Source organism: uncultured Ruminococcus sp., assembly GCF_934476685.1.
Lineage (GTDB): Bacteria > Bacillota > Clostridia > Oscillospirales > Ruminococcaceae > Hominimerdicola.
Genome location: NZ_CAKSNX010000001.1, coordinates 538,348 through 563,433 on the forward strand (window position 1 = coordinate 538,348; position 25,086 = coordinate 563,433).

At 40.4% G+C, this 25,086-nt stretch carries 18 protein-coding genes and 2 tRNA genes; 13 read left to right on the top strand and 7 right to left on the bottom strand.

The genetic code is table 11. The annotated features are described in order from the left end of the window. Positions 1–25: 25 nt before the first annotated feature. On the bottom strand, positions 26–2,755 hold the full coding sequence (gene secA, locus Q0E19_RS02430; protein ID WP_294406948.1) for a preprotein translocase subunit SecA: 2,730 nt from the start codon (positions 2,753–2,755) through the stop codon (positions 26–28). Between the two features lie 1,131 nt (positions 2,756–3,886). Here secA and Q0E19_RS02435 point away from each other — a divergent pair. Both Q0E19_RS02435 and Q0E19_RS02440 read left to right on the top strand, forming a co-directional pair. After that, a tRNA-Met gene (locus Q0E19_RS02435) sits at positions 3,887–3,963 on the top strand. Between the two features lie 18 nt (positions 3,964–3,981). Continuing rightward, a tRNA-Glu gene (locus tag Q0E19_RS02440) sits at positions 3,982–4,056 on the top strand. Between the two features lie 116 nt (positions 4,057–4,172). Here the strand turns inward: Q0E19_RS02440 and Q0E19_RS02445 are convergent. The 5 genes from Q0E19_RS02445 to Q0E19_RS02465 all read right to left on the bottom strand — a co-directional run bounded on the left by Q0E19_RS02445 (position 4,173) and on the right by Q0E19_RS02465 (position 9,474). Then, entirely contained in the window at positions 4,173–5,354 is a 1,182-nt protein-coding gene (locus tag Q0E19_RS02445; RefSeq protein ID WP_294406951.1) for a tyrosine-type recombinase/integrase, read from the bottom strand. 117 nt (positions 5,355–5,471) lie between these two features. Next, positions 5,472–6,671 (bottom strand): plasmid recombination protein, encoded by a 1,200-nt coding sequence (locus Q0E19_RS02450; RefSeq protein WP_294406954.1) that lies wholly within the window; start codon positions 6,669–6,671, stop codon positions 5,472–5,474. 252 nt (positions 6,672–6,923) lie between these two features. Then, complete coding sequence (locus Q0E19_RS02455; protein WP_294406956.1) at positions 6,924–7,523, bottom strand: CHC2 zinc finger domain-containing protein; 600 nt, start codon at positions 7,521–7,523, stop codon at positions 6,924–6,926. Then, positions 7,520–7,807 (bottom strand): helix-turn-helix domain-containing protein, encoded by a 288-nt coding sequence (locus Q0E19_RS02460; protein WP_294406959.1) that lies wholly within the window; start codon positions 7,805–7,807, stop codon positions 7,520–7,522. The genes Q0E19_RS02455 and Q0E19_RS02460 overlap by 4 nt, the downstream gene beginning before the upstream one ends. 98 nt (positions 7,808–7,905) lie before the next feature. Continuing rightward, entirely contained in the window at positions 7,906–9,474 is a 1,569-nt protein-coding gene (locus Q0E19_RS02465; RefSeq protein WP_294406962.1) for a YfjI family protein, read from the bottom strand. Between the two features lie 192 nt (positions 9,475–9,666). On the opposite strand from Q0E19_RS02465, the gene Q0E19_RS02470 reads away from it, so the two are divergent. The 11 genes from Q0E19_RS02470 (at position 9,667) to Q0E19_RS02520 (ending at position 24,544) form a co-directional block, all read left to right on the top strand. Further along, complete coding sequence (locus Q0E19_RS02470; RefSeq protein WP_294406964.1) at positions 9,667–10,686, top strand: hypothetical protein; 1,020 nt, start codon at positions 9,667–9,669, stop codon at positions 10,684–10,686. A 164-nt stretch (positions 10,687–10,850) separates the two neighbouring features. Continuing rightward, positions 10,851–12,338: an ATP-binding protein gene (locus Q0E19_RS02475; RefSeq protein WP_294406966.1), complete on the top strand. Its 1,488-nt coding sequence runs from the start codon at positions 10,851–10,853 to the stop codon at positions 12,336–12,338. Continuing rightward, a complete protein-coding gene (locus Q0E19_RS02480) occupies positions 12,325–15,093 on the top strand; it encodes a Z1 domain-containing protein (protein WP_294406968.1) in 2,769 nt (922 codons plus the stop codon). The genes Q0E19_RS02475 and Q0E19_RS02480 overlap by 14 nt, the downstream gene beginning before the upstream one ends. Further along, positions 15,090–16,124 carry a PD-(D/E)XK motif protein gene (locus tag Q0E19_RS02485; protein ID WP_294406970.1) on the top strand — a complete coding sequence of 345 codons (1,035 nt, stop codon included), beginning with the start codon at positions 15,090–15,092 and terminating at the stop codon, positions 16,122–16,124. The genes Q0E19_RS02480 and Q0E19_RS02485 overlap by 4 nt, the downstream gene beginning before the upstream one ends. Further along, entirely contained in the window at positions 16,111–17,877 is a 1,767-nt protein-coding gene (locus Q0E19_RS02490) for an AIPR family protein (RefSeq protein ID WP_294406972.1), read from the top strand. The genes Q0E19_RS02485 and Q0E19_RS02490 overlap by 14 nt, the downstream gene beginning before the upstream one ends. Before the next feature lie 29 nt (positions 17,878–17,906). Further along, positions 17,907–19,490 (top strand): DNA cytosine methyltransferase, encoded by a 1,584-nt coding sequence (locus Q0E19_RS02495; RefSeq protein WP_294406973.1) that lies wholly within the window; start codon positions 17,907–17,909, stop codon positions 19,488–19,490. A gap of 31 nt (positions 19,491–19,521) precedes the next feature. After that, positions 19,522–19,887, top strand: a complete 366-nt coding sequence (gene vsr / locus Q0E19_RS02500; protein ID WP_365904428.1) for a DNA mismatch endonuclease Vsr — start codon at positions 19,522–19,524, stop codon at positions 19,885–19,887. A gap of 2 nt (positions 19,888–19,889) precedes the next feature. Continuing rightward, positions 19,890–20,132 (top strand): methionyl-tRNA formyltransferase, encoded by a 243-nt coding sequence (locus Q0E19_RS02505; protein ID WP_294406978.1) that lies wholly within the window; start codon positions 19,890–19,892, stop codon positions 20,130–20,132. A gap of 18 nt (positions 20,133–20,150) precedes the next feature. Continuing rightward, a complete protein-coding gene (locus tag Q0E19_RS02510; protein WP_294406980.1) occupies positions 20,151–20,642 on the top strand; it encodes an RNA-binding domain-containing protein in 492 nt (163 codons plus the stop codon). Then, entirely contained in the window at positions 20,567–21,550 is a 984-nt protein-coding gene (locus tag Q0E19_RS02515; protein WP_294406982.1) for a winged helix-turn-helix transcriptional regulator, read from the top strand. Before Q0E19_RS02510 ends, Q0E19_RS02515 begins: the two co-directional genes overlap by 76 nt. 9 nt (positions 21,551–21,559) lie before the next feature. Continuing rightward, positions 21,560–24,544, top strand: a complete 2,985-nt coding sequence (locus Q0E19_RS02520) for an SIR2 family protein (protein ID WP_294406984.1) — start codon at positions 21,560–21,562, stop codon at positions 24,542–24,544. 34 nt (positions 24,545–24,578) lie between these two features. Here the strand turns inward: Q0E19_RS02520 and Q0E19_RS02525 are convergent, their stop codons facing one another. Continuing rightward, the gene (locus Q0E19_RS02525) at positions 24,579–24,800 is read right to left on the bottom strand and encodes a hypothetical protein (protein ID WP_294406986.1); all 222 of its coding nucleotides are present in this window, start codon (positions 24,798–24,800) and stop codon (positions 24,579–24,581) included. Between the last annotated feature and the right edge of the window lie 286 nt (positions 24,801–25,086).

Genomic DNA, 25,086 nt, shown 5'->3' on the forward strand with positions numbered 1-25,086 from the left:
TTTTATCCGTCCTGTCTGAATTTGTTTATTGATCCTGTGCTTCGGCATTTGCTCCGCAGCAGTTCTTGTACTTCTTGCCGCTTCCGCATGGGCAGAGATCGTTTCTGCCTACCTTGTTTGCCTTTCTTACAGTCATATTGTGATGCTCTGCCGGCTGGAGAACATTTTCTCTCTTTGGTGCAGCAGCAGTCTTTCTTACCTGTATAGTGAACAGCATTCTTACAGTATCTTCACGGATAGATTCGATCATAGCGTCGAACATATCCATACCTTCCATACGATACTCAACGACAGGGTTCTTCTGACCGTATGAACGCAGACCAATACCCTTCTTAAGCTCTTCCATATCGTCGATGTGATCCATCCACTTTGTATCAACGACCTTGAGCAGGCATACTCTTTCGATCTCGTGAAGAAGCTCTGTTCCGAGATCCTCTTCTCTCATATCGTAGAATTTGAGCGCTCTGTCTGTAAGCGTCTTCTGGATATCTTCCTTAGTCAGCTCGTCAAGCTCCTGCGGAGTATAGTTGAAGTCGTCCTCAACTGTGATAAGTCCCATAAGTCTTTCTTTAAGACCAGCAAGGTTCCAGTCGTCCTGAATATCTCCCATAATGTACATATTTACGGAGTCAGTAACGAAATCCTTTATCATATCAATGATATAGTCGTGGAGATCTTCGCCGTCGAGAACCTTCTGTCTTTGGCTGTAAATGATCTCACGCTGAGTGTTCATAACGTCGTCGTAGTTAAGGACATTCTTTCTGATATTGAAGTTTCTGCCCTCTATCTTCTTCTGTGAAGATTCGATAACATTAGAAAGCATCTTTGACTGGATAGGAGTGTTCTCGTCAACATTGAGTGTATCCATCATTCCTGTGATCCTGTCGCCGCCGAAGATCCTCATAAGATCGTCTTCCAGTGAGAGGAAGAATGTGCTTTCTCCCGGATCGCCCTGACGTCCTGAACGTCCTCTGAGCTGGTTGTCGATACGTCTTGACTCATGTCTTTCAGTACCGATTATATAAAGACCGCCTGCGGCTCTTACCTCGTCAGCCTTTTCCTTTATCTCATCTGAGAACTTCTTGTAAAGCTCTCTGTATCTTGCTCTTGCAGTAAGTATCTCTTCATCATCGGTATTTGAGAAGCTTGCAGCCTCGATAGCCTGAGCCTCTGTGTATCCCTCTTTCTGAAGCTGTGCAAGTGACATATACTCAGCGTTACCGCCCAGCATGATATCCGTACCACGTCCTGCCATGTTGGTAGCGATGGTAACAGCACCGAACTTACCAGCCTGCGCAACGATCATAGCCTCTCGGTCATGATACTTTGCGTTGAGGACTTCGTGCTTTACGCCCTTGTTTTTCAGCAGTCTTGAAAGGTACTCTGACTTGTCGATAGAAACCGTACCGACCAGTACAGGCTGTCCCTTCTTGTGGCATTCGATTATCTGATCTATAACAGCGTTGAACTTGCCCTTTTCGGTCTTGTATACAACGTCCGGATGATCTATTCTGATAACAGGCTTGTTTGTCGGCACTTCGATAACGTCCAGCTTGTATATCTCTCTGAACTCGTCCTCTTCCGTGAGGGCAGTACCGGTCATACCAGAAAGCTTTGAATAAAGTCTGAAGTAGTTCTGATATGTGATAGTAGCGATAGTCTTTGACTCTCTCTTTACCTCAACGCCTTCCTTAGCCTCGATAGCCTGATGAAGTCCGTCGTTGAAACGTCTGCCGTCCATAACACGTCCTGTGAACTCGTCAACGATAAGCACTTCGCCGTCCTTGACGATATAGTCAACGCCGTTTTTCATAACGCCGTTAGCCTTTATAGCCTGATTGATATGGTGAGCAAGAGTCATATTGTCAGCGTCCATAAGGTTGATGACATTGAAAGCCTTTTCAGCCTTTTTTACGCCGCTCTTTGTAAGTGTGGCAGTTTTAGCCTTTTCGTCTATGATATAATCTCCGTCCAGCAGGTCGTTGTCAGCCTTATCGTCCATTTCAACGACAGTAACGGATTTAAGTGTCTTGGCAAATCTGTCGGCAAGGGTATAAAGCTTTGTTGACTTATCTCCCTGACCTGAAATGATAAGCGGAGTTCTTGCCTCATCTATAAGGATAGAGTCCACCTCGTCCACGATAGCGAAAGCGTGTTCTCTCTGTACCTTATCCTTTTTATAAATGACCATGTTGTCACGGAGGTAGTCGAAACCGAACTCGTTATTTGTACCGTAAGTGATATCAGCGTTGTAAGCGGCTCTCTTCTGCTCTTTGTTCATACCGGAGAGTACGCAGCCGATAGAAGTATTAAGGAAGTGGAACACCTTGCCCATTTCCTCGGACTGGAATTTAGCCAGATAGTCGTTTACTGTAACAACGTGAACGCCTTTTCCTGTAAGAGAGTTTGAGTATGCAGCCAGACACGCAACAAGAGTTTTACCTTCACCTGTTTTCATTTCAGCGATACGTCCCTGATGAAGAACGATAGCACCGATTATCTGTACAGGGTAAGGCTTCTTGCCGAGGACTCTGAAAGCAGCCTCTCTGCACACAGCTAGAGCCTCAGGCAGAACATCGTCTACGCTTGAAAGCTCATCAAGCTTACTTCTGAGGACAGCAGTCTGCTCGCCCAGTTCCTTATCGGACATAGCAGAATATTTTTCCTCCAGATCAAGAACCTTATTCTTTATCGGTTCTATCTTAGCAAGTTCTTTTTTAGAATAGTTGCCGAAAATTTTGTCAAGTAATCCCATTATCTAGCCACCTTTATTTTTTAGGAAGAAATTCAGTAAATAACTCCTTCTTTTGTTGTCATTTGTATTTTTTGACTTAATAAATTATGTATAAATACACATATTATATTATACACTATACCCACTAAAAAGTCAAGTCCTGTGTCCTCGGGCGGACGGCTCTATTCGTTCCGCTCGGCAAGCTCGCTGTCGGTGGTGCGATCTTTTACTTTTGTGCTCGGAAGAGTCCTCCCGGACGGGGTAATTCAGGACGCTCGTAAACTCGCTGTCTGCTGTCTGAATTTCTCATTTGTCCTCGGAAGAAACTGAGATATAGTTTTTACTTAACACTACTTTGCTGAGGTTTTATATCCGCTATCGAAATCCTGCGTAGGGGCGACCTTTGGTCGCCAGCTCTCCAAACAAAATTTTACTAAAATTTTACCTATGCCCGCCGTCACTGCACATCTCAATTCTATCCCAAACTAACTCAATCCCTATCCAACTTTGCATAACCAACTCCCATATAACTCAAACACTAAATACAAAACAAAGTAAAAGCACATACAAACAATCAAATACACAAAGTAAGTTTTCGTAACGCTCAACTAACGCTCTGCCTACTTTCCGAACTTCTCATTCTGTCCTCGGAAGAGTCCTCCCGGACGGGGTATTACGCTACGCTCGGTCCTCGGGCGGACGGCTCTATTCGGGACGCTCGGCAAGCTCGCTGTCTGCTGTCTAAACCTCTCATTTTGCACTCGGAAGAAACCGAGATATGGCTTTTACTTAACACTACTTTGCTGAGGTCTTATATCCGCTACCAAAATCCTGCGTAGGGGCGACCTTTGGTCGCCAACTCTATAAACACAGCTTATCAAATGTCTTGCCATTTTTAAAATAGAACAGTACACAGAAAATATTTTTTGACACAAAACATCAAAAATCAAGCACAAACACCTTGCTTTACCATTATAGTATGCATAAATCCAGCAAAATAGCAGATGATATGTGTATATTCCATAAGAATAATCAAAATATGCCATATAAAAATGACTTGATAAACAAAAGTAAAAAAAGCTGCAAAAAAGTATTGACAAATCGGTAAATGCGGTGTATAATAATATAGTCGCTGAGGGAGATACACAATACGGCGGTATAGCTCAGTTGGCTAGAGCACTTGGTTCATACCCAGGGTGTCACCGGTTCAAATCCAGTTACCGCTACCATGTATCTCCCGAAAGCACGGCCCGTTGGTCAAGGGGTTAAGACGACGCCCTTTCACGGCGTAATCATGGGTTCAATTCCCGTACGGGTCACCAAACCATAATCCCGAAAATGACGTATCTACGTTGTTTTCGGGATTCTTTGTTGTGTCGAAAACAGGCTTTGTCCGCTGCTTGTCCGCTATTGCGAATTTGTAGCGGACATTCTTGTTTTAAGTTGTTGTATCCTGCGGAAGAAAGCTAAACGCACCGTCCATTGCCTCTGCCACTCTTGCCTGTGCATTCTGGAACATATGAGAATATACGTTCAAAGTCGTTCCTGAATTGCAATGTCCTAATGCCCCTGAAACGGTTGTCACATCAAGCCCTGCGGAAATAAGTGCCGAAGCTGCAAAGTGACGAAAGCTATGTATGCCGTAGAAAGGCAGCTCGTTCTTTTCGCAGAACTCTTTCAGCCAGCCGTAGGGTGTCTGATTGTTCATCGGCTCACCGTTCCATTTCACAAAAAGCCTGTCACTATCCACCCACTTGTCGCCAAGGCGAAGAGCTTCCTCGTCCTGTTCGTCTTTCAACTCTTTGAGAATGCCCATGATGTAAGGTGAGATCTTCAGCACACGCTGAGAGCGTTTTGTCTTTGTGGTGTCGGTATAGATGCCACGCTCTGCGGTGTAGTTTGATGTACGCTTAACTGTAATGATATTGTTCTCAAAATCAATATCTTTCCATTCCAGACCGAGCATCTCGCTCCTGCGAAAACCGCTGTATGCGATCAGAAAGAAAAAAGCTCTGTATTTGGTCGGTTCACCACTTATCCTTGTAAGGAGCAGTGCCATTTCCTCCTGAGAGTATATCTGTTTTTCCTTGACCTCACCTTTCGGGATAGTCACTTTTCTGCATGGATTATCTGACAGCAAGTCCATTTTCACCGCATAGCTGAACACATCACTGATGAAACTGAGATTGTGACGAATGGTCTTAGGTGCAAGCGGCTTCCCTGTCTTTTCATTTGCACCCTCTTTGGCGAGAGAATTCACAAAGCCCTGCAGCTGTCTTGCGGTGATCTTATCCATACGCAGATGACCGATAGCCGGATAAACTCTGTGTGTCAGTTGTCTCATTCGCTCATAGGTGGTACTGCGAAGATTGAGCTTTGCGTATTCCTCAAACCATTCCTCTGCAAACTCCTGAAACTTGACAGCCGTTGTCTTGTAGCCATGTGCAACTGCTTCTTCAAAAAGCACAGCCTGTCTTTGGAGTTCCTTTTCGATCTGTCGCTTTGTCATACCCGGTTCAGGCTTCCATGTCATTGCCTGTTCCTTATGTTTTCCGTTTGTATCGTAGCCACAGCTTACCCGGATAGAATAACTGTCACCACGTTTTCTGATAGTAGCCATAAATTACCTCCTAAAATTTATGACATACCCTTGTATCGTTATTATGTTAGCGCAATATTCCGAGCTTGTCAAGAGATTTACCGTACTTTTTTGTGGTATGTCATAAACTTTCTTCTTTTATTCTAATGTATTCTTTCTTGAAGTGCTGTTGTATCTGAACTGCTGATAGTCGGAATTCAATCCGCAGGCAGAGATAAAAGCCTCAGCCTTTTTTAGTTTGCGTGAAAGCTCGTCCTCACGGCTGATACGCTTTGCTTCCTTGTTTAGTTTCTCACGAGTGAAAAGAGCCTTTTCCTTTTCAGCTTTCTTGTAAGTATCAAGCTCCGAGGAAACAGCCGACAACTGCTTTTTCAGCTTGTCACGCTCCTGCACTGCCGTGTCATGCTCGGATCTGAGCTTCTTGCTAGTCTTGACCATTGCCACATACTTCTTTGCCGTGTCGCTGAGCTTGTCATAGTCCTCTTTTGTGAGAGTAACTTTCTTTCCAAACATCGACTCCTTGGCTTCAATGCTCTCGATCTCATCGAGCTTGACTTTCTTCTTTGCTGCCTTGTCAAGCTCCACACGGGCTTCGTCACGCTCAGAAAGAGCCTGCTCCTTTTCTTCATTCAGCCGCCTAATTTCGTCTTGATGCTTGCCGTACTCCTCAACCGTATAGCTGTACCCTCTGGACTTCTTCGGCTCAGAGATCTCAATACCATGAGAAGTACATATCTGGTGCAGGACTTCCCATTCCGCTAACCGCCAGCGGTTGATCGCATTTGCACCTTTGCCGTGTCCCATTTCTTCGAGAGCTTTCGCCATAGCATTTCGAGTATCAAGCCCCCTGTCGAAATGTCCGACGGGGATATAGTCGATGTGTAAATGCGGCGTAGCTTCATCTAGGTGCATCACAGCATTGAACACATAGAAATTTGGATTTCTTTCTTGAAAACTCTCCATGTATTCACGCAGGAAGGCAACAGCGATCTCCGCATCGGGAGTACCTACCCCCGTATCGTCTTTCGTGCCGATCTGCACTAAGTCCTCATAAAAGCTCTTTTGCTTGTTCGCTCCCGTGATAACGCTTGCACTCGGTTCACGGTTGAACAGGTGCTGAAAGTAGTCTGAAATCTTCCTGTCATTTCTTTTCTGACGAGCGTTATATCTTTCTACTGCATCGCCAAAAAGCTGGTCGTAGACTTTGCCCAGTTCCTGCTGAACAAAAACGATGTTATCCGCAGTGCGTGAGCTGTCAATATTCTTGGCAGTGAAATCCCGATTGTTATGTGACAGGCTGCCTTTCCCCTGACACATCGAGATAGTCTTTGTACTCATAAAATTAGTCTCCTTTGTTTCTATATTTGAACCCTCTGATGAGGGGATTGCTGACGCAAAGCCCTGACGGGCAATTGGCTTGCAACGATACGGAGATCGGCAAACCAAACGGCTCGGAGAGCCGAATTACCTGCGGAATGCCGCCGGTAACCCCAAAGCACTTTCGACAGCCTGATCGGACTATCAAAAATGCTATTGTGGCTCTGCGAGGCTATCGGCTGACAGAGCAGCCGAAAATGCGGTCACATTTATTCAAAAGTCCGCATTACAATAGTCCGCATTACAATTTTGAAAGTTCGCTATCTCACCAACAATATTTTTCATCAAAAGCCGACCGTCTTTCTCTCCGTTTATGAACTCCTGACAGAGGTGCTCCGCATAGTCGAGATGATGCAGAGCATACCAAAAACGCTTGTCCGCAATTTCATCGGGCGAAGCAGGAGCAAGCTCTCTCCATTCACGCATCAGCCACAGGTAGCTGTTCAGCGTTCGCCAAGCGGACTTCTCCCATTCTTCATAGGCACGTTTTTCGGCGATACGCTTCTGATATTCAGACACTTCTTTTGCAGTCGGAGATCTGCCGATCTCAATATGCAGACCAAAGTCCTCATTCAGCTTCTTGACCGCATCAATAGGCTTGTCCAAGCCGAACATTTTCTGCGTGAAGCCGATAACGTCAACGTGCGTTCCGCAGCCAAAGCAATGCAGATTATCGGGATATATTTTCGCAGAGGGAGTTCTCTCCTCGTGGAACGGACACAGGCACATTCCGCCGCGGTCAATATGTAAGCCGTACCCCTCTGCCACCGTCTTCATATCAACAGCAGACCTTGCTTGCTCGAATACCGTCACTGCTGAAAGTAGGCAAGCAGGTCAGCCTTGTTGACAAGTATCTTTCCGTTCCTGCCCTCGCCTGTGCGGACGGACTTCACCTTGCCTTGCTTCACGAGCTGACGGACGGTGTGTTCGGAAAGTCCGCTGATGAGTGCGGCACTCTCCTTGATAGTGAGCATCTCCACCTTGTTGGCAGTCGGTGCGTTGGTTGTTTGCGGAGCGGAGTTCTCTCCGTCCTCAGTGAGCTGAATCAGAAGCTCAAGAATGTTGTCAACGATAGCTTTTTTCTGTGTAGTCGTCATAGTGTAAACCTCTCTCTTTCTATGGTTTGTGTTGTGAACTTTCCGCATTTTCAGCACATTCAGGACAGAAAGTGCGGAAAGTGTTGATTGTGTATGCTTTACTGTCTGAACATCAAAGGATTGATGTAGAGCATCGTGCAGCCTTTGGGGTTGTTGTTTGCCCCGGGGATAGTCTCACTTTTGAGATAGCCGTATTCTTCGAGAACAGCTATTACCTCGGCGAACTCCTGTGCGTTCTTGAACAGTTTGCATCTGCACAGCTTGTACAGGTCATTCTGCCTGATCTGCGAGATATTCTTCGAGCGTATCTTTGCGACTATGCGCTCCGCCTGCAAGGTCTGATTGTCGGTATCGCCCAGCCCGTAGGCATATATCGCCTGCAAGCGGAAGTAGTGACCTATCTCGATAGCGTTGCACATCGTATCGTGCGATACTTTCACTTCATCAGGCTTCTCACCGTTCAGAACCGTCTTGATACAATGCAGGATACCGCATATCCTCAGCACCAGTCCATGAAACTTACCGCCCCAGTCGGCACAGAATGCCATATCGGTGACAAGCTGTTTCTCAACAAACTGATCGTGCAGGAAGACATATTCATCTTTTGCTTTTTCATCAAGGAAAAGAAGTTTTTCGTCCGCCTGATGAAGCTCAAAACGCTGAAATTTGTAGTTCAGCAGAGCATATATCAGCTTGTGATAACGTTCGGACAGCTCATCGGGGATAGGTTCAGTGTTGTACTTGCGTGTTCCTCTCAGGTCTTTGGGAAAGCAGTACACAAGCCTTGCAAGGAAACCGCTGCCCCTGAACGCCATATTTCCTATCATACTGTCCCATATGTACGGCTGACACGCAAGGCATATCGACACATAGGGCTTGTAAAGGATAACGTTCTCACGGGTGATACGGTCGCTGATGAACGTTTCTCCATTCCATGATTTCAGGAGCAAGTCGAGATTCGGTGCACCGTTGGCGCTGTATCTGCCGTTGAAGTTACCGAGTGAGCCTGCTTCATCGGACATCATAAGAAGTGTGCCGTTTATCGCAAGCTGTCTGACGAGGGACTCGGGCGTAATATCATCAACGATGATACGGCGGAAGTCCGCATTTGTGATACTGCTCAGTTCCATAGCAAGGTCGGACATCTCTTTTGTATCGGCATCGGCTTTCTTTTCAAGAGCCGCCAGCTTGTTGGCTATGACTTTTTTCTTTGCCTGATTTTCCAAGATGAGAGCCTTGTTCTTCTCGTTGTACTCCTGCACATAGTCCTGATAGGGCTTTGCAACGAGCTTCATCACAGGCGATTTCTTGAAACTCGCTTCGGCAACGATAAGGCTGTCGATAACAAGAGGTTCGGAGTGATCTTTCTTGCCTACGATACGGAACTGCCCCGAAAAGCAGTAGCTCACAGAAGAAAGAATAGCCGTACTTGCCATCGAAACATCTGTTGATGTTGTACTGGCTATTGCCTGTGCCATCGTTCTCAATATAGGCGGCAGTGCGTTTACGGGAAAGTCTATCAAGTTAGACCTGTTCCCCCTGAGTGGTGTGGGCTGTACCCACGATGTTTCATTGTTCAACAATTCTTCATCAGCCTTTCTGAAATGATCTATAAAAGTGCTTTTATATGTATAGTAGTCAACATCATCGTGTTGTTCCGCTATCAAATATCTTTCACACCTGATATGGATATTGTAGCATTTCCTTTTGGACACTTGTGCGTGTATTGCGTATTTACGCAAACAAACACTCAAAACATTTTATTGTACGAAGTATGTTACGCTATAATACGCATTATAATTGACGTTCTGCGTATGATATGCTATAATGGAAGAAGATACCGAAAGCGAGGAGAGCATATGGAAACTACGACAATTTACCGTATAAACGAAACAGACCGCACGATAAATATCGCACAGTCTGTTAATGATTCCGATGAAAGCATACATGGTGCTGTCTTGAATACGAGGACATTCACCTTTGATGAGCTGATGAATCAGCATAGGGTGTTTTGTGAGCATACCGAGCCTTATGATGCGTTCAGGGACAGGCTTCACAGCGCCTTGCGTATCGGCAGGAGCATTGAAGTCAGCACCGAGGATATGATAGCAAGGTTTATTGCTGAGTATGGGAAAAACATCTTCTTCCGGGGATATGTGACCTCGGTCATAGAGTTTTACGATAAAGAGCGTTATGTACTTCTGAAACCGAATGATGTTGTTATCGCTAAGTTAGACAAGAGAAAGATACAAGACGAGGTATCACAAAAGCTTATGGAGTATATAGATAGGCAGTTTACGCTTATGTGCAGTGATGCGTATTTCAGCCACAAGGCTAATATGGAGCATTTTATGATACAGCCCGGAAGAACGATCATTGCTGCCGACAATTACACCTTTAATGTATTCCATGAAAGCGACAACTGCCTGCTGACTGTCCTTGCAGAGATAGGACAGCTCGTTCACAGAAACAAGTGGACAGTTTGCCAGTGCGGATTCTGTCACAAGCTGTTCCTCGGAACGGAAGGCGAAGTGTGCTGTCATTCTGCTGAGTGCATTGAAGCTCAGAAGCAGCAGAAAGAAGCGATCTACAAAGAAAACACCAAGGAATATTCCGATGTAAAGCGAGATTATGATGCTTATGTCCGCAGATACAAGAAGATGCTTGTGGAAGCTGGAATTGAGAAATATCACCCTACCGAGTTTGACGAGTTCATGCAGGCAAAACAAGAGCGTATGGACGCTATGGACAAGCTCAAAAGACGCCTGATACGCAACGGTTTACCAACTACGGAGCTTATTGATCTAAGTGCGAAGTTTAAGGCAGAGATCAAGGCGTTGGCGGAGGAGATGGTTGAGAGGTTTTGGAGGAAGGTTTGACTTTGAATCCGGTGGGGCCAAAGTTAAATGCGTTATTCGGTTTTACTAATTATTCATTCTCGATTTTTAGCATCAGTCGTCAATTTTTATAGAAAAGCTATTGAATAATTCGTCAAAATGTGGTATTATTAACTTGATTATATTATACGAAAGGACGATGCTGGATGAGTGAACCTATTACTTCTATACCGAGCGCCAATATCCTGCTTTCTTCACTTCGCTCTGTTGGATATACTCCTGAAACTGCAATAGCAGATATTGTCGATAACAGTCTGTCGGCAAACGCTTCAACTGTTTCCATAGAGTTTAACTGGCAAAATCAAGTTATTATCATTTCAGATAATGGTGATGGTATGTCTAAGCAGGAGTTATTGAAATCTATGAATATAGGTTCTTCTGATCCGTTTGATTTGAGAAGTATTTATGACCTTGGCCGATTTGGTATGGGAATGAAAACTGCCTCCTTTTCTCTTGGAAAGAAACTGACTGTTCTTGCGAAGGCCGGCGAAAGTATCAATAATGCAAGCTGGGATTTAGACTATGTAAGAAAAGAGGATCAATGGCAGATACTTGTTGAAGATAGTTCTTCCTTGTTTATCCAGCAATTATCCGATAGGCTTTCAAAATATGACAATGGAACGGTGGTATGCATATCAAACATTGATAAGGTCATATCATCTGATTCTGCTAATGAAAAGAAAAAATTCTATAAGATGATAGATAATGTAAAAAATCATCTTTCACTTGTGTTCCATAGGTTTATGGAATCAGGGAAAATATCTATTATTGTAAACGGAACGCCGCTAACTCCATGGAATCCATTTGTTCCTGACAATAATGCACGTCAGGAATTGGAACCTGAGGAAGTAACCGAAAATGGGCATAAGGTTTTAATACGTCCTTATATCCTTCCACATAAAACCAAGTTTGCAAACGATGATGAAGTGAAGACGGCGGGTGGATATAAAGGCTGGTTGCATCATCAGGGATTCTATGTTTATCGAAATGAACGTCTAATCATATATGGAACGTGGTTTGGCTTATTCAAGAAAGAAATGTCATTTAACCTTGCGAGAATACAACTGGACATATATTCAGACAGCGACTTTGACTGGCAGATAGACATAAAAAAATCAAAAGCTGTTCCGCCTGCGTATACCGATGATATTATTCGTCTTGCTGCTGAGAAAGCAACAAATCAGTCGGTTAAGGTGTATAATTCAAGAGGTACATATTCTGACCGAAAAGGCAATGCAAATGCTCCTCAGCTGAGTTACGTTTGGGAACAGCGAAAGGATTCAAGAGGATCGTATTCTTTCATCCTTAATAAGAAACATACTTTGCTAAACAAGCTTAAAACGTCTCTGGCTCCTGAGCAAAAAGAGCTTTTAAACGCTTATCTGAACCTTGTTGAAAAATGCTCCCCTATGGAGCTTTCAGGCGTGAATGATATGTTGGTAAGCAAGGGAAGTCTGCCTGAAAACGAATATAATGATCTCGCATATCAAGCAAAACGGTTAATTACGACCTTAATAATCAATGGCAGCTCAAAAGAAGAAATAAGAAGCCTTTTGCAGCAGTTGCCCGATTATACTGTCTTGATGGATGATTTTGATAATATATATACGGAGGCCTGCAATGGAACAAAATGAACTAAGATTTTACGAAGCTGCTTTTACATTATGTCTTGGAGACAAAGAAAAAGGTCTTGGTACTATTGAAGCCATTAATAACGCTGTTAAGACGATGGAACCTCTTGTTTCTGATGCTGAGGATTTAAGAGAATACCTTTACAGAGAAGTTAGTTTTTCGAGCAATGACATAGCATCAATGCTTAGTGCTGATGATCGCAAAGGCAAGGATAAAGAATGGTGGAATAACCTCAGACAGACTTCCGGTTTTAAAGGAACTTACTGGAACCGATATAAAGCATATTTATCAGGTACAAAAAAGTGGAGCCAAAAAACGATAGAAAAAAGCATTAACGAACCTACTGATTTCGTTATGAACTGCATATCAAACCCAACCTCCGGTGTTTCTGAAAAATCATACGGTGCAGTATTCGGTTACGTTCAGTCCGGTAAAACCGCAAACTATATTGGACTTATAAACAAAGCTGTTGATGCAGGATATAAAATTATAATAGTTCTCGCTGGTATGCATAATAACCTAAGAAGTCAGACACAGATGCGTATTGATGAGGAAGTACTTGGATTTGAAACCAGCATCGAATATTTACGACAGAAAGCTGGACTGGTCCCCTCTATAATAGGTGTAGGAACTCTAAACTTCAAAATGGATAAGTCGATTGAAGCGCTTACATCCAGAGACGAAAAAGGTGATTTTACTAAAGGCAGAGCTGGAGTCAGCAGGCAATACGATCAGCCTAAAATCTTTATTGTAAAGAAGCAGAGCAAGGTATTGCAGTATGTCTATGATAATTTATCAAAAAATCACGCAGCCGTTCAAAATCCTGACGGTACAAGTCTGTTTTCTTGCAAATACTCTCTGCTTGTAATAGATGATGAGGCAGATCAGGCTTCTGTTAATACAAAATACAAGACTGATCGCAGCGGAGAAATCAGCGATGATTCAGAAGTGTCTAAGATCAACGAGCTGATAAGAAGGATACTGTCTCTGTTTTCGTGTCGTTCTTACGTTGGCTATACAGCCACACCATATGCAAATGTCTTTATCCCTCCGCAGATTAGTGATGCCGAACTGGAAGACGATCTGTTTCCAAAGGATTTTATTGTATGCCTTCCGAAACCTGCTGGTTATGTTGGTGCCATGGAATTTTTCGGAGAAGATGAAAACAGCGAAACAATGCCGCTCCGCAGAAGAATAACAACCGAACTCGACGATTTTATTGATTCAAAGACCAGACAAATAATTTCGCCGCTCCCTGATGAATTGAAGAAAGCGATTCTTTGCTTCATAATTATAACTGCAGCGAGAAACGTAAGAGGTCAGGTCTTGGAGCCTAACTCTATGCTGATTCATGTAAACAGACTGAATGATGTTCAGTCCTCCTTGAAATCAATGGTTGATGATTATTTTGGTGAAGTGCAGTCGTATATTAACGGTGGAGATACAGAAATACTTGATATCCTGCATGATTTGTGGGACAGTGATTTTGTTCCTACAACAAAGAAAGTGCAGCAGGATTTCTCTGCATATATGGAAGGTGTAAACTACTCTGATTGGAGCGATATTGAAACAGAGATCAAGCGCCTTATCGGTAATCATCAGATTAGAGTGTTTGAAATTAACGGAAAAAGCGATGATGTTCTCTGCTATAAGGAATTCAAAGATGAAGGTCGTCAGCTTAATGTCATTGCTATTGGCGGAGACAAGCTCTCACGAGGACTAACGCTTGAGGGATTGACCGTAAGCTTCTTTATGCGTTCTTCGCAGATGTATGATACACTTATGCAGATGGGCAGATGGTTTGGCTTCAGACCGAAATACACTGACCTTTGCCGTCTTTTTGTTTCTGATGAGCTGTTCCGATGGTTCATGGTTGTTTCTTTTGCAACAGAAAATCTCCGCAGCCAGATTCACTATATGAACGAATATAACCGTACACCTATGGATTTTGGTTTAAGAATTGCGTCTTACCCTGATATGCTGATCTCTGCAAGAAACAAAATCAAAACTGGACAGGAGTGTACACTTACATTTAGCAACACTGTAAGCCAAACAAGATCAATTGACAGAAATGCAGATACATATAATCTGAACTTTGAAGCAGTAGAAAGGTTTATTTCCAATCTTGGAGAGAATAGTTCCGATCACTGGGATAAACTCGGCAGAAAATCTGGCACAGATCATATCTTTTGGGATGATGTTAACGGAAGCATTGTAGCTGACTTCCTGTCTGAATATAGAACATCATCAAAGGCAAGTAAAGTTAAGTCTCTGTTTTTAGCAGACTATATTCGTGATCAAAATCAATTAGGAGGACTAATGAAATGGACAGTTTGCCTGAAAAATACTGGACGGAAAAATCCTCCATTAACTATAGGTGATTTTAGCATCGGTCAAGGATTAAAACGAAGCGAAGGTCAATATGAGGCAGATGAGTCTATATGCTCCATAAAATCTTTAAAGTCCAAAGATGAAGAGTATCTTGATTTCTCAAAAGAACAGATGGAAGAAAAGGACAAGATGAAAGCAAATGGAGACAGTGATGATAAGATAAGAAAGCAGCTTAGAACAAGAGACCGTGGCTTGCTTATTCTTTGTCCTCTTGATGCAGAAGAAATAGCCGGATTGAAAATAGATGGGAAGACCTATAAGACACCTTTCGGCTTTATAGCTGTATTTCCGGATAATGAAGGAAAGGGCAGCGGAAGGACATACCGATTAAATCCTATCGCAATTGAAAATGGTGATGAATTTTGAGTAATGCTATTAAAATATATCAGGAGATCATTGCAGACTTCAATAAGGAAGACAATTCCAGTTTAACGGTCTTAAATAGAAGTATTCTTCTAAAAAATAAAATAAGAATAGTTTATATTGTTGCTGCGAAAGATCTCCAGAGAATTATTGCGGTGATGCTGCCTAAAGACTGCAGCAAGGAACCGCTGAACCGTTTTCCAAAGTGGCACGGAATAGAGTTCGCCTATGATCATATCACTGAATATCAAAATCCTAACAGCGAGAATGAGTACATAATCATTTCTCAGTCAAAAGACTATGACAGCGGCATTTTTGAGATAATAGCTAATGATATAACTGATCAGCTTGAAAAGATAAGTACACAAAAGAAGATGATAGGATGCTTATCAGACACTTTGAGCAAGTGGAAGAAGTTTTTTGCACTCAATTCTGATGTGATTATGTCTGAGCAATTACAAGAAGGTCTTTTTGGTGAACTGCTTGTTCTCAAAAAACTGATATACAATTTTGGCAATGAGGCTGTATCCTTTTGGAGCGGAGCTGATAAGGAAACTCACGATTTTTATGTGAATGGATCTGCGATAGAAGTAAAGACAACATCTGCAAAATCAAATGAAAAGATAAGAATCAGCAGTGAACATCAGCTTAATCCTAAAGATGTGGAGAACACATTGTTTCTGTATGTAAATATGGTAAGAAAGAGCCGCAGCGACGGCACAACATTGCCGGAGATCATTAAAGCTATACATAGCGGTCTATCAGAACCATATAGTTCTCTTTTTGAGGAGAAATTGTTTAAATACGGCTATATTTCCTCGTGTGAAGAACGATATACGCTGGGATTTCATCTGAGATCACACCAAACTTACAAGGTAGAGGAGAACTTTCCGAATATTGTTCCAGATAACCTTGATAATGGTATATCTGATGTAATATACTCACTTGATCTAAACGCCTGCACAGATTTTGTGACCGAGTGGAATGATATAATTAACGTTTTGAAAGGGGGCATACTAATTGGAGAATCGTGAATTAGTTGATTTTAATCAAGAGCTAATAGAAGAAGTCAAAGAATATGCCTCGGAGCATTCTGAAAATACAGAAAGCGCCTTCACCAGCGTTTTTCTATCTTATCTCGCTGATTTTGGAGAATCAAAAACCGCTGATGCAGAAGTAAGCTACTGCATGAAAGAATCAGAAAAGTTTAAGGTTAATGCGTATGCTTTCAGCGAATATTTTCAAAGCCTCACTCTCATAGTCAGCTGCTATGAAAAGAACGGCAAAATTGAAAAGCTAAACAAATCGGAAACAGCCAAGATATGCAGACAAGCGTCTAAATTCTATAAATTATGCTGTTCAAGCACGAGTGTTCTTGATGAAATGGAAGAATCATCAAACGAATATATGCTTTATGAGTTCATAAAGGAGAATAAAGATAAAATCGAAAATCTTTATGTTGTTTTCCTTACTAATAAGCTTATTAACAGCGATTTGCCGGAAGATGCCATGATTAATAAAACCACCGTTAAATATGATGTGTGGGATATTGAACGTCTTGTTCAGGCTGTCTACCAGAGAAAAGGAGCAGAAAAACTTGTAATACGTTTTAAAAACAAATACAAGTATAGACTGAAACTTATCAAGATACCGCAGGAAAGCAATGTTTATGACTGTTATGTTGGTTACATATCAGGAGAATGCTTAGCGGAAATATACCGTGATGAAGGCCAGCGGCTTATTGAGAAAAATGTTAGATCGTTCCTGCAAGCGACAGGAAAGGTCAACAAGGGCATACGGGATACATTGAGGAGCAATCCTGCAATGTTCATGGCATATAACAATGGTATCTCAACGATTGCTGAGCAAGTAGTCATAGACGAGAATGAAAGCACCGATGATTTTATTCTTATAAAGGAGCTTGTCGGCTGGCAGATCGTTAACGGCGGTCAAACAACAGCATCAATATATGCTGCTTTTCAAAACAAGGTTGATCTATCCAATGTTAACGTTCAGATGAAGCTCACTGTAATTAAATCTGATGAACAGATGGACACAGTAATAAGCAGCATATCAAGGTACGCAAACAGCCAAAATAAGATCACCATGTCTGATTTCAGTGCTAATGATGATTTCCACATTAAACTGGAACAGTTGTCACGACGAGTTTTTATTCCTGTCGAAAAGGGAAAACCGTCTCAGCGATGGTTTTATGAGCGTGCAAGAGGACAATACAGTGTGGAAGTCAATAGACAGCTTACTGCCGCATCAAAAAGAAAGTACAAAGAGCAGAACCCTAAGAATAAGTGTATCTCTAAAACAGTGGCAGCTAAGTGCGCAATGTGTTGGCTGAAACACCCTGATATTGTCAGCAAGGGATTGGAAACCAATTTTATCAGATATTCAGAAATGATACAGGCTGGTGAAATCGGAGAGCCGGATGAAAAGTTTTATTGTAATATTATCGCTCAGGTTATTCTTTTTCAACAGTGCGATAAGATAGTAGATGCGCAGAACTTCGGCGGATATAAAGCTCAGATTAATTACTATACGATTGCTCTGCTGTCAGAGTATTATAGTAATAAGGTTGATTTCAGCTATATATGGCAGCATCAAAGTATATCCCCTGAAGTATCACAGCTCATAGAAGATATCTGCTATAAAGTTTGGAATCATTTTATGAATCCAAATACGAATAACGCAAAGGGCGTTAACGTAACTCAATGGTGTAAAAAAGAAGACTGCTGGATAATGCTTAAAGAGCGTTTCCAGAATGATTCTATATAATATGCCGTCAGAATAGGAGAATTAGTGAAATGCATAAGGTAATTGATTTGTTTGCCGGTGCCGGAGGCCTGAGCCTGGGCTTTAAGAAAACAGGCAAATATGAAATTGCTGCCGCATTTGAAATAAATCAAAATGCACAGAAAACTTATAAAAAGAATCATCCTGGAACGGAAGTGTTCTCAGATGTATGTTCAGCTGACTTCGCAAAACTCAGGAAGAAGCTTGGAAAGATAGATGTGGTTATAGGCGGCCCACCTTGCCAGGGATTTTCAATGGCTAACAGACAAAAGAACCATGTTATAAGTCAAAATAATATGCTCGTGAAACAATATGTAAGAGCTGTTATGGAATTGGAACCCAAAGCATTTGTCATGGAGAACGTTGAAATGCTTAAATCTGACGTTCATAAATTTTACTTGCGTACAGATGAGACAGAGATAATTGACGAATATAATATTGAAACTACTCCATCAGAGATTCTGCTCTTAGAAGAAAAATATTTTTCCGAGGAAATCGCCGAGGATATTCACAGTTTGCATGAAGTCGAGTCAAGGCTTTGGCCTGAGGAAGATTACAAGCTGCTTAACATTGCATATCGTCAGCGAAAAAACCTGAAGAAGTGCAGAGAAGCTTTATACCGCTATCAGAAAAAGTATCTTAAACTTGCAGAAAAGATAAAACAGGCTGATAATAATGGAGTATATGAATGTTTCGACGCAGCAGCAGAGGCCATTTTTGACTTCTTTGATGAAATAATAGATGCAGATCAGGTAGTAAAACGCATTGAGAAAACAATTATGATTCAAAGATGTCTCTCACGAATAAAGGAAATCTATGATAATGAACTGCAAATAGATGAGATTATTTGCCAGAACGGTATTACAGCTGTTATACAGTCATATTCTGTTCTTGAATATATCACTAAGATGCTTGGAAACTACACTTTTAACATGGGAGTACTGAATGCATTAGAATTTGGCGCGCCGCAGAGAAGAAACCGTTTTGTATTTATTGGAATAAAGAAGAAGATAGCAAAAACAATTGAAATGCCAATAGGAACATTTACAGAAGATAATTACAGGACAGTGAAAGATGCCATAAAGGATATTGAAAACGTACAAACAGTGTTTGAGCCATCAGAAGATAATGGAGTTGAATTAACAGACGATTTTGAACCCACTTCGCTCACTCCTTTTCTCAGAGACAGCAACAGACTTTACAATCATATAATTACTCAAACAAGAGCAGTTGCAAAAGCGCGCTTTGAGGCACTTAGTCAGGGAGAGAATTTCCATTCCCTCGATGCGGAATTAAAAGAAAACACATATACAGACATTAGCCGTACGCAGAATACTATTTACCAGCGCTTAAACTATGAAAAGCCGTCGGGTACAGTTCTTAACGTTCGTAAATCTATGTGGATTCATCCCACTATAAACAGGGCTGTTAGTGTAAGAGAAGCTGCCAGACTTCAAACATTCCCTGATTCTTTTGTTTTCTGCGGAACAAAAGATTCACAGTATCAACAGGTCGGCAATGCAGTCCCTCCGATACTTGCCAAAGCTATCGCTGAACATCTTGCATTATACTTGGATAAAAAGAAAAATGGCTGATAATCATAGTAAAGAAGTCCGCAGTAAGAATATGTCTCATATTCGGAGCAAGGATACCAAACCTGAGATCATAGTTAGATGTTTCCTTCATCGCAATGGCTTTAGGTTTAGAAAAAATGATAAAAGGTATCCTGGAAAGCCTGACATTATACTGCCTAAGTATAAGACAGCTATCTATATCAATGGCTGCTTTTGGCATATGCACGATTGTGATAATTTTGTATGGCCTAAATCAAACACAGAGTATTGGACTAATAAACTCATAAATAACAAGAACCGTGACAAAAAATATCATGATCAAATGAGAGAAAAAGGCTGGAAAGTTATTGTAGTTTGGGAATGTGAAATCAACGAGTACAGGCTAACTCATCTTATTTCTGAGATTAAAGGAGAATAGATATGGCATTAATAACAAAGGATAATATAAAAAAGCTTGATAAAGATAGAAACAGTGTACATAGCAAAGTTCGAGCAACGTATACTATATTTACAAGCGATGGAAAGAAATATTTTCAGATTGATACCTATGGAAGTCCTACAAGAGAAATGAAGGACAAAATAAGTCAGTCTATTCAAGTTGATAAAGAAATGGCCAAAGAGCTAATTAAGCTTATGATGGATACATTTGATATACTTGACTAATTTAATAGGAGTAAAACCATGACCAAAGAAATGATACTCGACCTAATCTCACAGGGCGAAGGTGTAACAATAGAATTCAAGGAATGCAAGAACGAAGTCGCATCGGAGGTATATCCCACTGTATGCTCTTTCTCTAATCGTTTCGGTGGTCATATTCTTATGGGCGTTTCCGATAACGGTGAGATCATCGGTGTAAATCCCAATACCGTCAAGGGAATGCGCAAAAATTTCTCGAATATGCTCAATAATCCGCGAAAATCTCCCCCACGCTTTATCTTTCTGCCGAGGAAGTTGAGATTGACGGCAAAATCATTCTCTATGTGTATGTGCCGAGAAGTTCCCAGGTCCACACCTGCAACAAGATCACTTATGATCGCATTGGTGATGCTGATATCAATATCAGCAATAACACCACACAGATGTCCGAGCTGTATATGCGAAAGCAGACTGATTTCACCGAGAAGAAGATACTTCCCTATCTCACCATCGACAATCTTGATATGTCGCTGATGAAGCGTGTACGCAATCTTGCGAAAAGCAAGGATGCTAATCATTCTTGGATTGAGCTTGACGATATGGGCATACTTCGCAGCGCAGGTCTTTATGAGCGTGACTTTACAACGGGACAGGAAGGCTTTAATCTTGCTGCTGTTCTTCTATTTGGAAAAGACGAAACAATACAGTCCTGTCTGCCTGCATACAGAACAGATGCTATATATCGTGAAGTGAACATGGATCGCTACGATGACCGTGACGATGTGCGAACCAATCTGATTGACAGCTATGATCGCCTTACGGACTTCGTATGCCGTCACATAGATGATAAATTCTTTCTTGACGGAACACAGCGTATCAGTGTTCGCAGTATAATTTCTCGTGAGATAGTCAGCAATATTCTTATGCACCGTGAGTATTCAAATCCCTACCCCGCTAAGATAATAATAAAAAAAGGCGGGATACTGACTGAGAATGCAAACAAGACCTATCATTACGGTCGTATTCTCGCTACGACCACACCTTATCCGAAGAATCCTGTTATTGCTAAATTCTTTAATAACATCGGAAGAGCTGATGAACTTGGCTCGGGTGTTCGTAATCTATATAAGTACACAAAGATGTATTCGGACAGCGAACCTATTCTGTTTGAAGATGATGTGTTTAAGGTAGAAATACCGCTGTCAGATATCGGCACCGCCGATAAACCGCCGATAAATCATCAACAAGCGCTTATTCTTGATTATATCAAAGAAAATGGTTCTATCAGTAATGCTGAGGCTTGCGGATTACTTGGTTTAAAACCTACCAGAGTCAAGGAAATTCTTAGAGAAATGGTGGAGATTGGGATGTTATCTGCTATTAGTGAAAGGAAAAATAGGAGATATGTATTTCAAAGTAAAAATATGCATGATGACAAATGAGGAAAGATAATGAAAAAAATAATAGAACAGATTGAAAAAATACGAGAAATCAATAAACAACACAAACTTGTGATTTTTGTAGGTGCAGGTGTATCGCGCAACTCAGGTGTGTGCTCATGGTGGGATTTGGTAAAGAAAATCGCCATAGAGATAGGCTATAACGATATATGTGAGAAATGTGAACTTAAATATCTAACAACTACAGAAGGAGACGAGAGTAATGTATCTTGTATGTTTAACAATCGTCCATGTCAACATGAATTCTCCTTTTCAAGTGAAGAATTCTTGAAAATACCTCAATACTATTATGAAAAAAAGGATAAAACTGAATATTTGAAATTATTGCATGATGTTTTTTGTAAATCATATGACCCAAATGAATTAGATGAACTAATAGTTGCACTTGAACCAGAACATATTATAACAACAAATTATGATCATCTTATTGAAGATGTTAAGAATCCGAATATTAGTAACTATACAGTTATTAAAAGCGATGATGATCTACTCGAAAAGGGAAGACACGGTAGAAAGTATATTATAAAGATGCATGGTGATATTGATAATCTGGATAATATAGTTTTAAAAGAAGATGATTATCTTACCTATTCATTAAATCATGAATTGCTTGAAATATACATAAAATCCATTCTTATAGACAAAACTATTCTATTTATTGGTTATTCACTAGGCGACAATAATCTTAAATTAATAATGAGCTATATTAACTATTTTGCAAACACTTTAAAAATAAAACGTCCTCCCCATTACTTAGCTGTAAATAAGATAGACCACGAAGTGCGAGAGACAAATTATTGGTTCAATAAAGGTGTTGAACTTGTTGATTTATCATCCGTATCCGATTTTATGAAGCAGAAGACACCTTGTGATCTTAATAGGTTTGGCAAGCCTCTTTTTTCTTTCCTAAGTTATATAAAAGATGAACGTCTTCCATATTATATGGCTGGTATTATTGAGTTAAAAAGATCATTATTAAGCAATATTGGATTAATAGAGCCATTTAATCGCATAAGTTATTCGACTTTACTTTCAATCTGTGCTTTTTCACATGGTGCAGAATTACAGAATGGTACATTAAACATAATTGATAGTTCTGATTATGACAATCTATTTACCATTTTCAAACAAGGTGATGATGAGAGTAGCAAGATAAAGGAGTGTTTTATTAAGGCGGGGATCAATTCTATTTATCATAAGCCTAAGTTAGCTGAGCCTATTATTTATAATTTAACTTCAGAAAAAGAAATAACAGATGAGTTGTTCACTATGTCAATGATATGGGCTTACAATGACATTATATATCGTTTACAATTAACTAATGATAATACGTTCGAAAAAGTATACTATAAGTCAATGATTTATAAAACAAAAGACAATATCTGCCTTGAGTTATTATCAAATATCGAAGCAAAAATAAACAAAAGAGATTTCAAATACTTAACACTTAGGGATAAGTATCAAATAGCAATACTGAAATTTAATCTAATAGCAATTAGATTATTAAGTTTCAATAGCCAAAAAGAAGAGCTGGATAATCTTAGAACTCTCCTTGATTCAGCCGCTGCAGAAAGTGAAGCATTTGAATTCATAAAATTACTCTTCAATGACAATGATAAAGCCATAAACACGTTGAACAATCTTTTGATAAAACATGAAGAATACTATATGCGTAAAACCACAATGACAAAATATGGTGGAACAATCTATGGGGATTTATTCAAACTTCAGGCTATTGTATATGACTATTATTATTTCTACAAGAAGAACTACCTGATGCTTGATTGGTTTAATAATGTTTCAAAGATGTGCGAGCCTTACATAAAAGCTATCCTTTGCACATATTATCCAGATGAATATCAATTTTCAAATCCTGCATTAGGAAGAACGCAGGTAAAACCATATCCATTAAATCTAACAGATGTTAATTTGATAATACGCCATGTAAAGTACAAAGACTTTATTTCATGGCTATCGTATTATAAAGTATTTAGCTTGTCATTAATTGATGAATTAAATATTACTGAGATATTTGATAATTTCTGTATATCAATACGTTCTTTTTGGCTTACAGAATATGCAGAGTATATCAATCTGTTCGGCAAGTTACTATCATTGGTTGAACTTTCAAAAGATGAGCGTCACCAAATACTGCTGTCATTTTTAAAACTTGTAACACCTGATTATAAGATAAGTATTAAAATGTTGCGAAATTGTTTAAAAGCATTATGGCTATTTGCAGATAAACATTATAATGCTGATGAGTCTTCTTACTACCAGTTGTTGGAGCTCCTTATAGATGAGTGTTTATTGACTGATCCTCTTGATATGAGAAATGATTACATCAATCTAATACATATACTTTCATCACAAGCAGATAAAAAAATATATGATAAATGTTGTGCTATAATTGATAAATGTGATTCAGAACGTAAAAAAGCATATTATCCGTATGTTTTTAAGGACATTCTTTTAAAACATGAGCCTACCAAATGGACTAAATGGATAATTGACAATCTTGAGCATAATTGGGCTGAAGAAGTATTTGATTATCTTGAAAAAAAGATTATTCCTTATAATGAAGTTGTTTCAAAGTATTTTGAAGAAAAACTCAAAGCAAGAAAAGAAACTCCTGGTGTTATATTGTACCCTGACAATAAATCAGAGCTTGTTAATTCAATAGTTGTTCTTCATATACTTGGGATTATTCCTGATTTGGAAAGTATGATCTATCTCACACAATATTGTGAAGAGTATCCTTATCTTGATTTTTTGTTAAATCCAGAATTGTTTGATTATAGTAAAATTAATACTGCTGATTATATGTGGTGTAATTTTATAAATTCAAATAAGTATCGAGATACGATTCTTAAACATAAGTCTGATTTTTGGACTAAAGAAGATGAAAAAAGGATAGAGTTAGGTTTTGGCAGCTCATTTGAAAACATGGTTGCATACAAATACCTATTTGATTAAAAACGGCTGTGCCTAAAAGCACAGCCGAAAACAATCAAATATAAACCATACACTCAAAGATAATCTCTCTCGCCATGTAGACAAAGCAGTTCTCCAGACCGAGTACCTTTTCAGCATCACCGCTGAGAACGGCAGCCTGATAGCAACTGTCGGTCTGCTTCCAATTAACAAGTTTGGAAATCCTGTCAGGATAATGAATATCAGTATCGAAGTGAGTAATCGTCACAGTATTGGTGTCAAGTCTCCAAATTGGCACAGTCTTTTTTCTGAGGAGTATGTGATCTATTTACTCTTGTATCTGCTCCTAAAATTATCCTCCATATCGAAATATCATACAAGGGTATGTCGGATATTTTGTCCGCTGTTTGTCCGCTAAGGCGGCAAAAAGTTAGCGAAAAACAGTGTAAATGAATTTTTGTAAATTGTTCTAAAATGCCGTATTTTCGGGCTTTTCTGCATATCCCGACAAGTCGCAAAAAGTGCACCGAGATTTTCGATTCCCGTACGGGTCACCACAACAAAGTCTCGGAAACAGCGTAGTA

What these genes read in the sequence shown, in the direction of transcription:
- Q0E19_RS02470 (WP_294406964.1), top strand. Translation starts at nt 9,667, where the DNA reads ATGGAAACTACGACAATTTACCGTATAAACGAAACAGACCGCACGATA.
- Q0E19_RS02480 (WP_294406968.1), top strand. Translation starts at nt 12,325, where the DNA reads ATGGAACAAAATGAACTAAGATTTTACGAAGCTGCTTTTACATTATGT.
- vsr (WP_365904428.1), top strand. Translation starts at nt 19,522, where the DNA reads ATGTCTCATATTCGGAGCAAGGATACCAAACCTGAGATCATAGTTAGA.
- Q0E19_RS02460 (WP_294406959.1), bottom strand. Translation starts at nt 7,807, where the DNA reads ATGACGACTACACAGAAAAAAGCTATCGTTGACAACATTCTTGAGCTT.
- Q0E19_RS02475 (WP_294406966.1), top strand. Translation starts at nt 10,851, where the DNA reads ATGAGTGAACCTATTACTTCTATACCGAGCGCCAATATCCTGCTTTCT.
- Q0E19_RS02505 (WP_294406978.1), top strand. Translation starts at nt 19,890, where the DNA reads ATGGCATTAATAACAAAGGATAATATAAAAAAGCTTGATAAAGATAGA.
- Q0E19_RS02495 (WP_294406973.1), top strand. Translation starts at nt 17,907, where the DNA reads ATGCATAAGGTAATTGATTTGTTTGCCGGTGCCGGAGGCCTGAGCCTG.
- Q0E19_RS02510 (WP_294406980.1), top strand. Translation starts at nt 20,151, where the DNA reads ATGACCAAAGAAATGATACTCGACCTAATCTCACAGGGCGAAGGTGTA.
- Q0E19_RS02450 (WP_294406954.1), bottom strand. Translation starts at nt 6,671, where the DNA reads ATGAGTACAAAGACTATCTCGATGTGTCAGGGGAAAGGCAGCCTGTCA.
- secA (WP_294406948.1), bottom strand. Translation starts at nt 2,755, where the DNA reads ATGGGATTACTTGACAAAATTTTCGGCAACTATTCTAAAAAAGAACTT.
- Q0E19_RS02515 (WP_294406982.1), top strand. Translation starts at nt 20,567, where the DNA reads ATGCGAAAGCAGACTGATTTCACCGAGAAGAAGATACTTCCCTATCTC.
- Q0E19_RS02520 (WP_294406984.1), top strand. Translation starts at nt 21,560, where the DNA reads ATGAAAAAAATAATAGAACAGATTGAAAAAATACGAGAAATCAATAAA.
- Q0E19_RS02445 (WP_294406951.1), bottom strand. Translation starts at nt 5,354, where the DNA reads ATGGCTACTATCAGAAAACGTGGTGACAGTTATTCTATCCGGGTAAGC.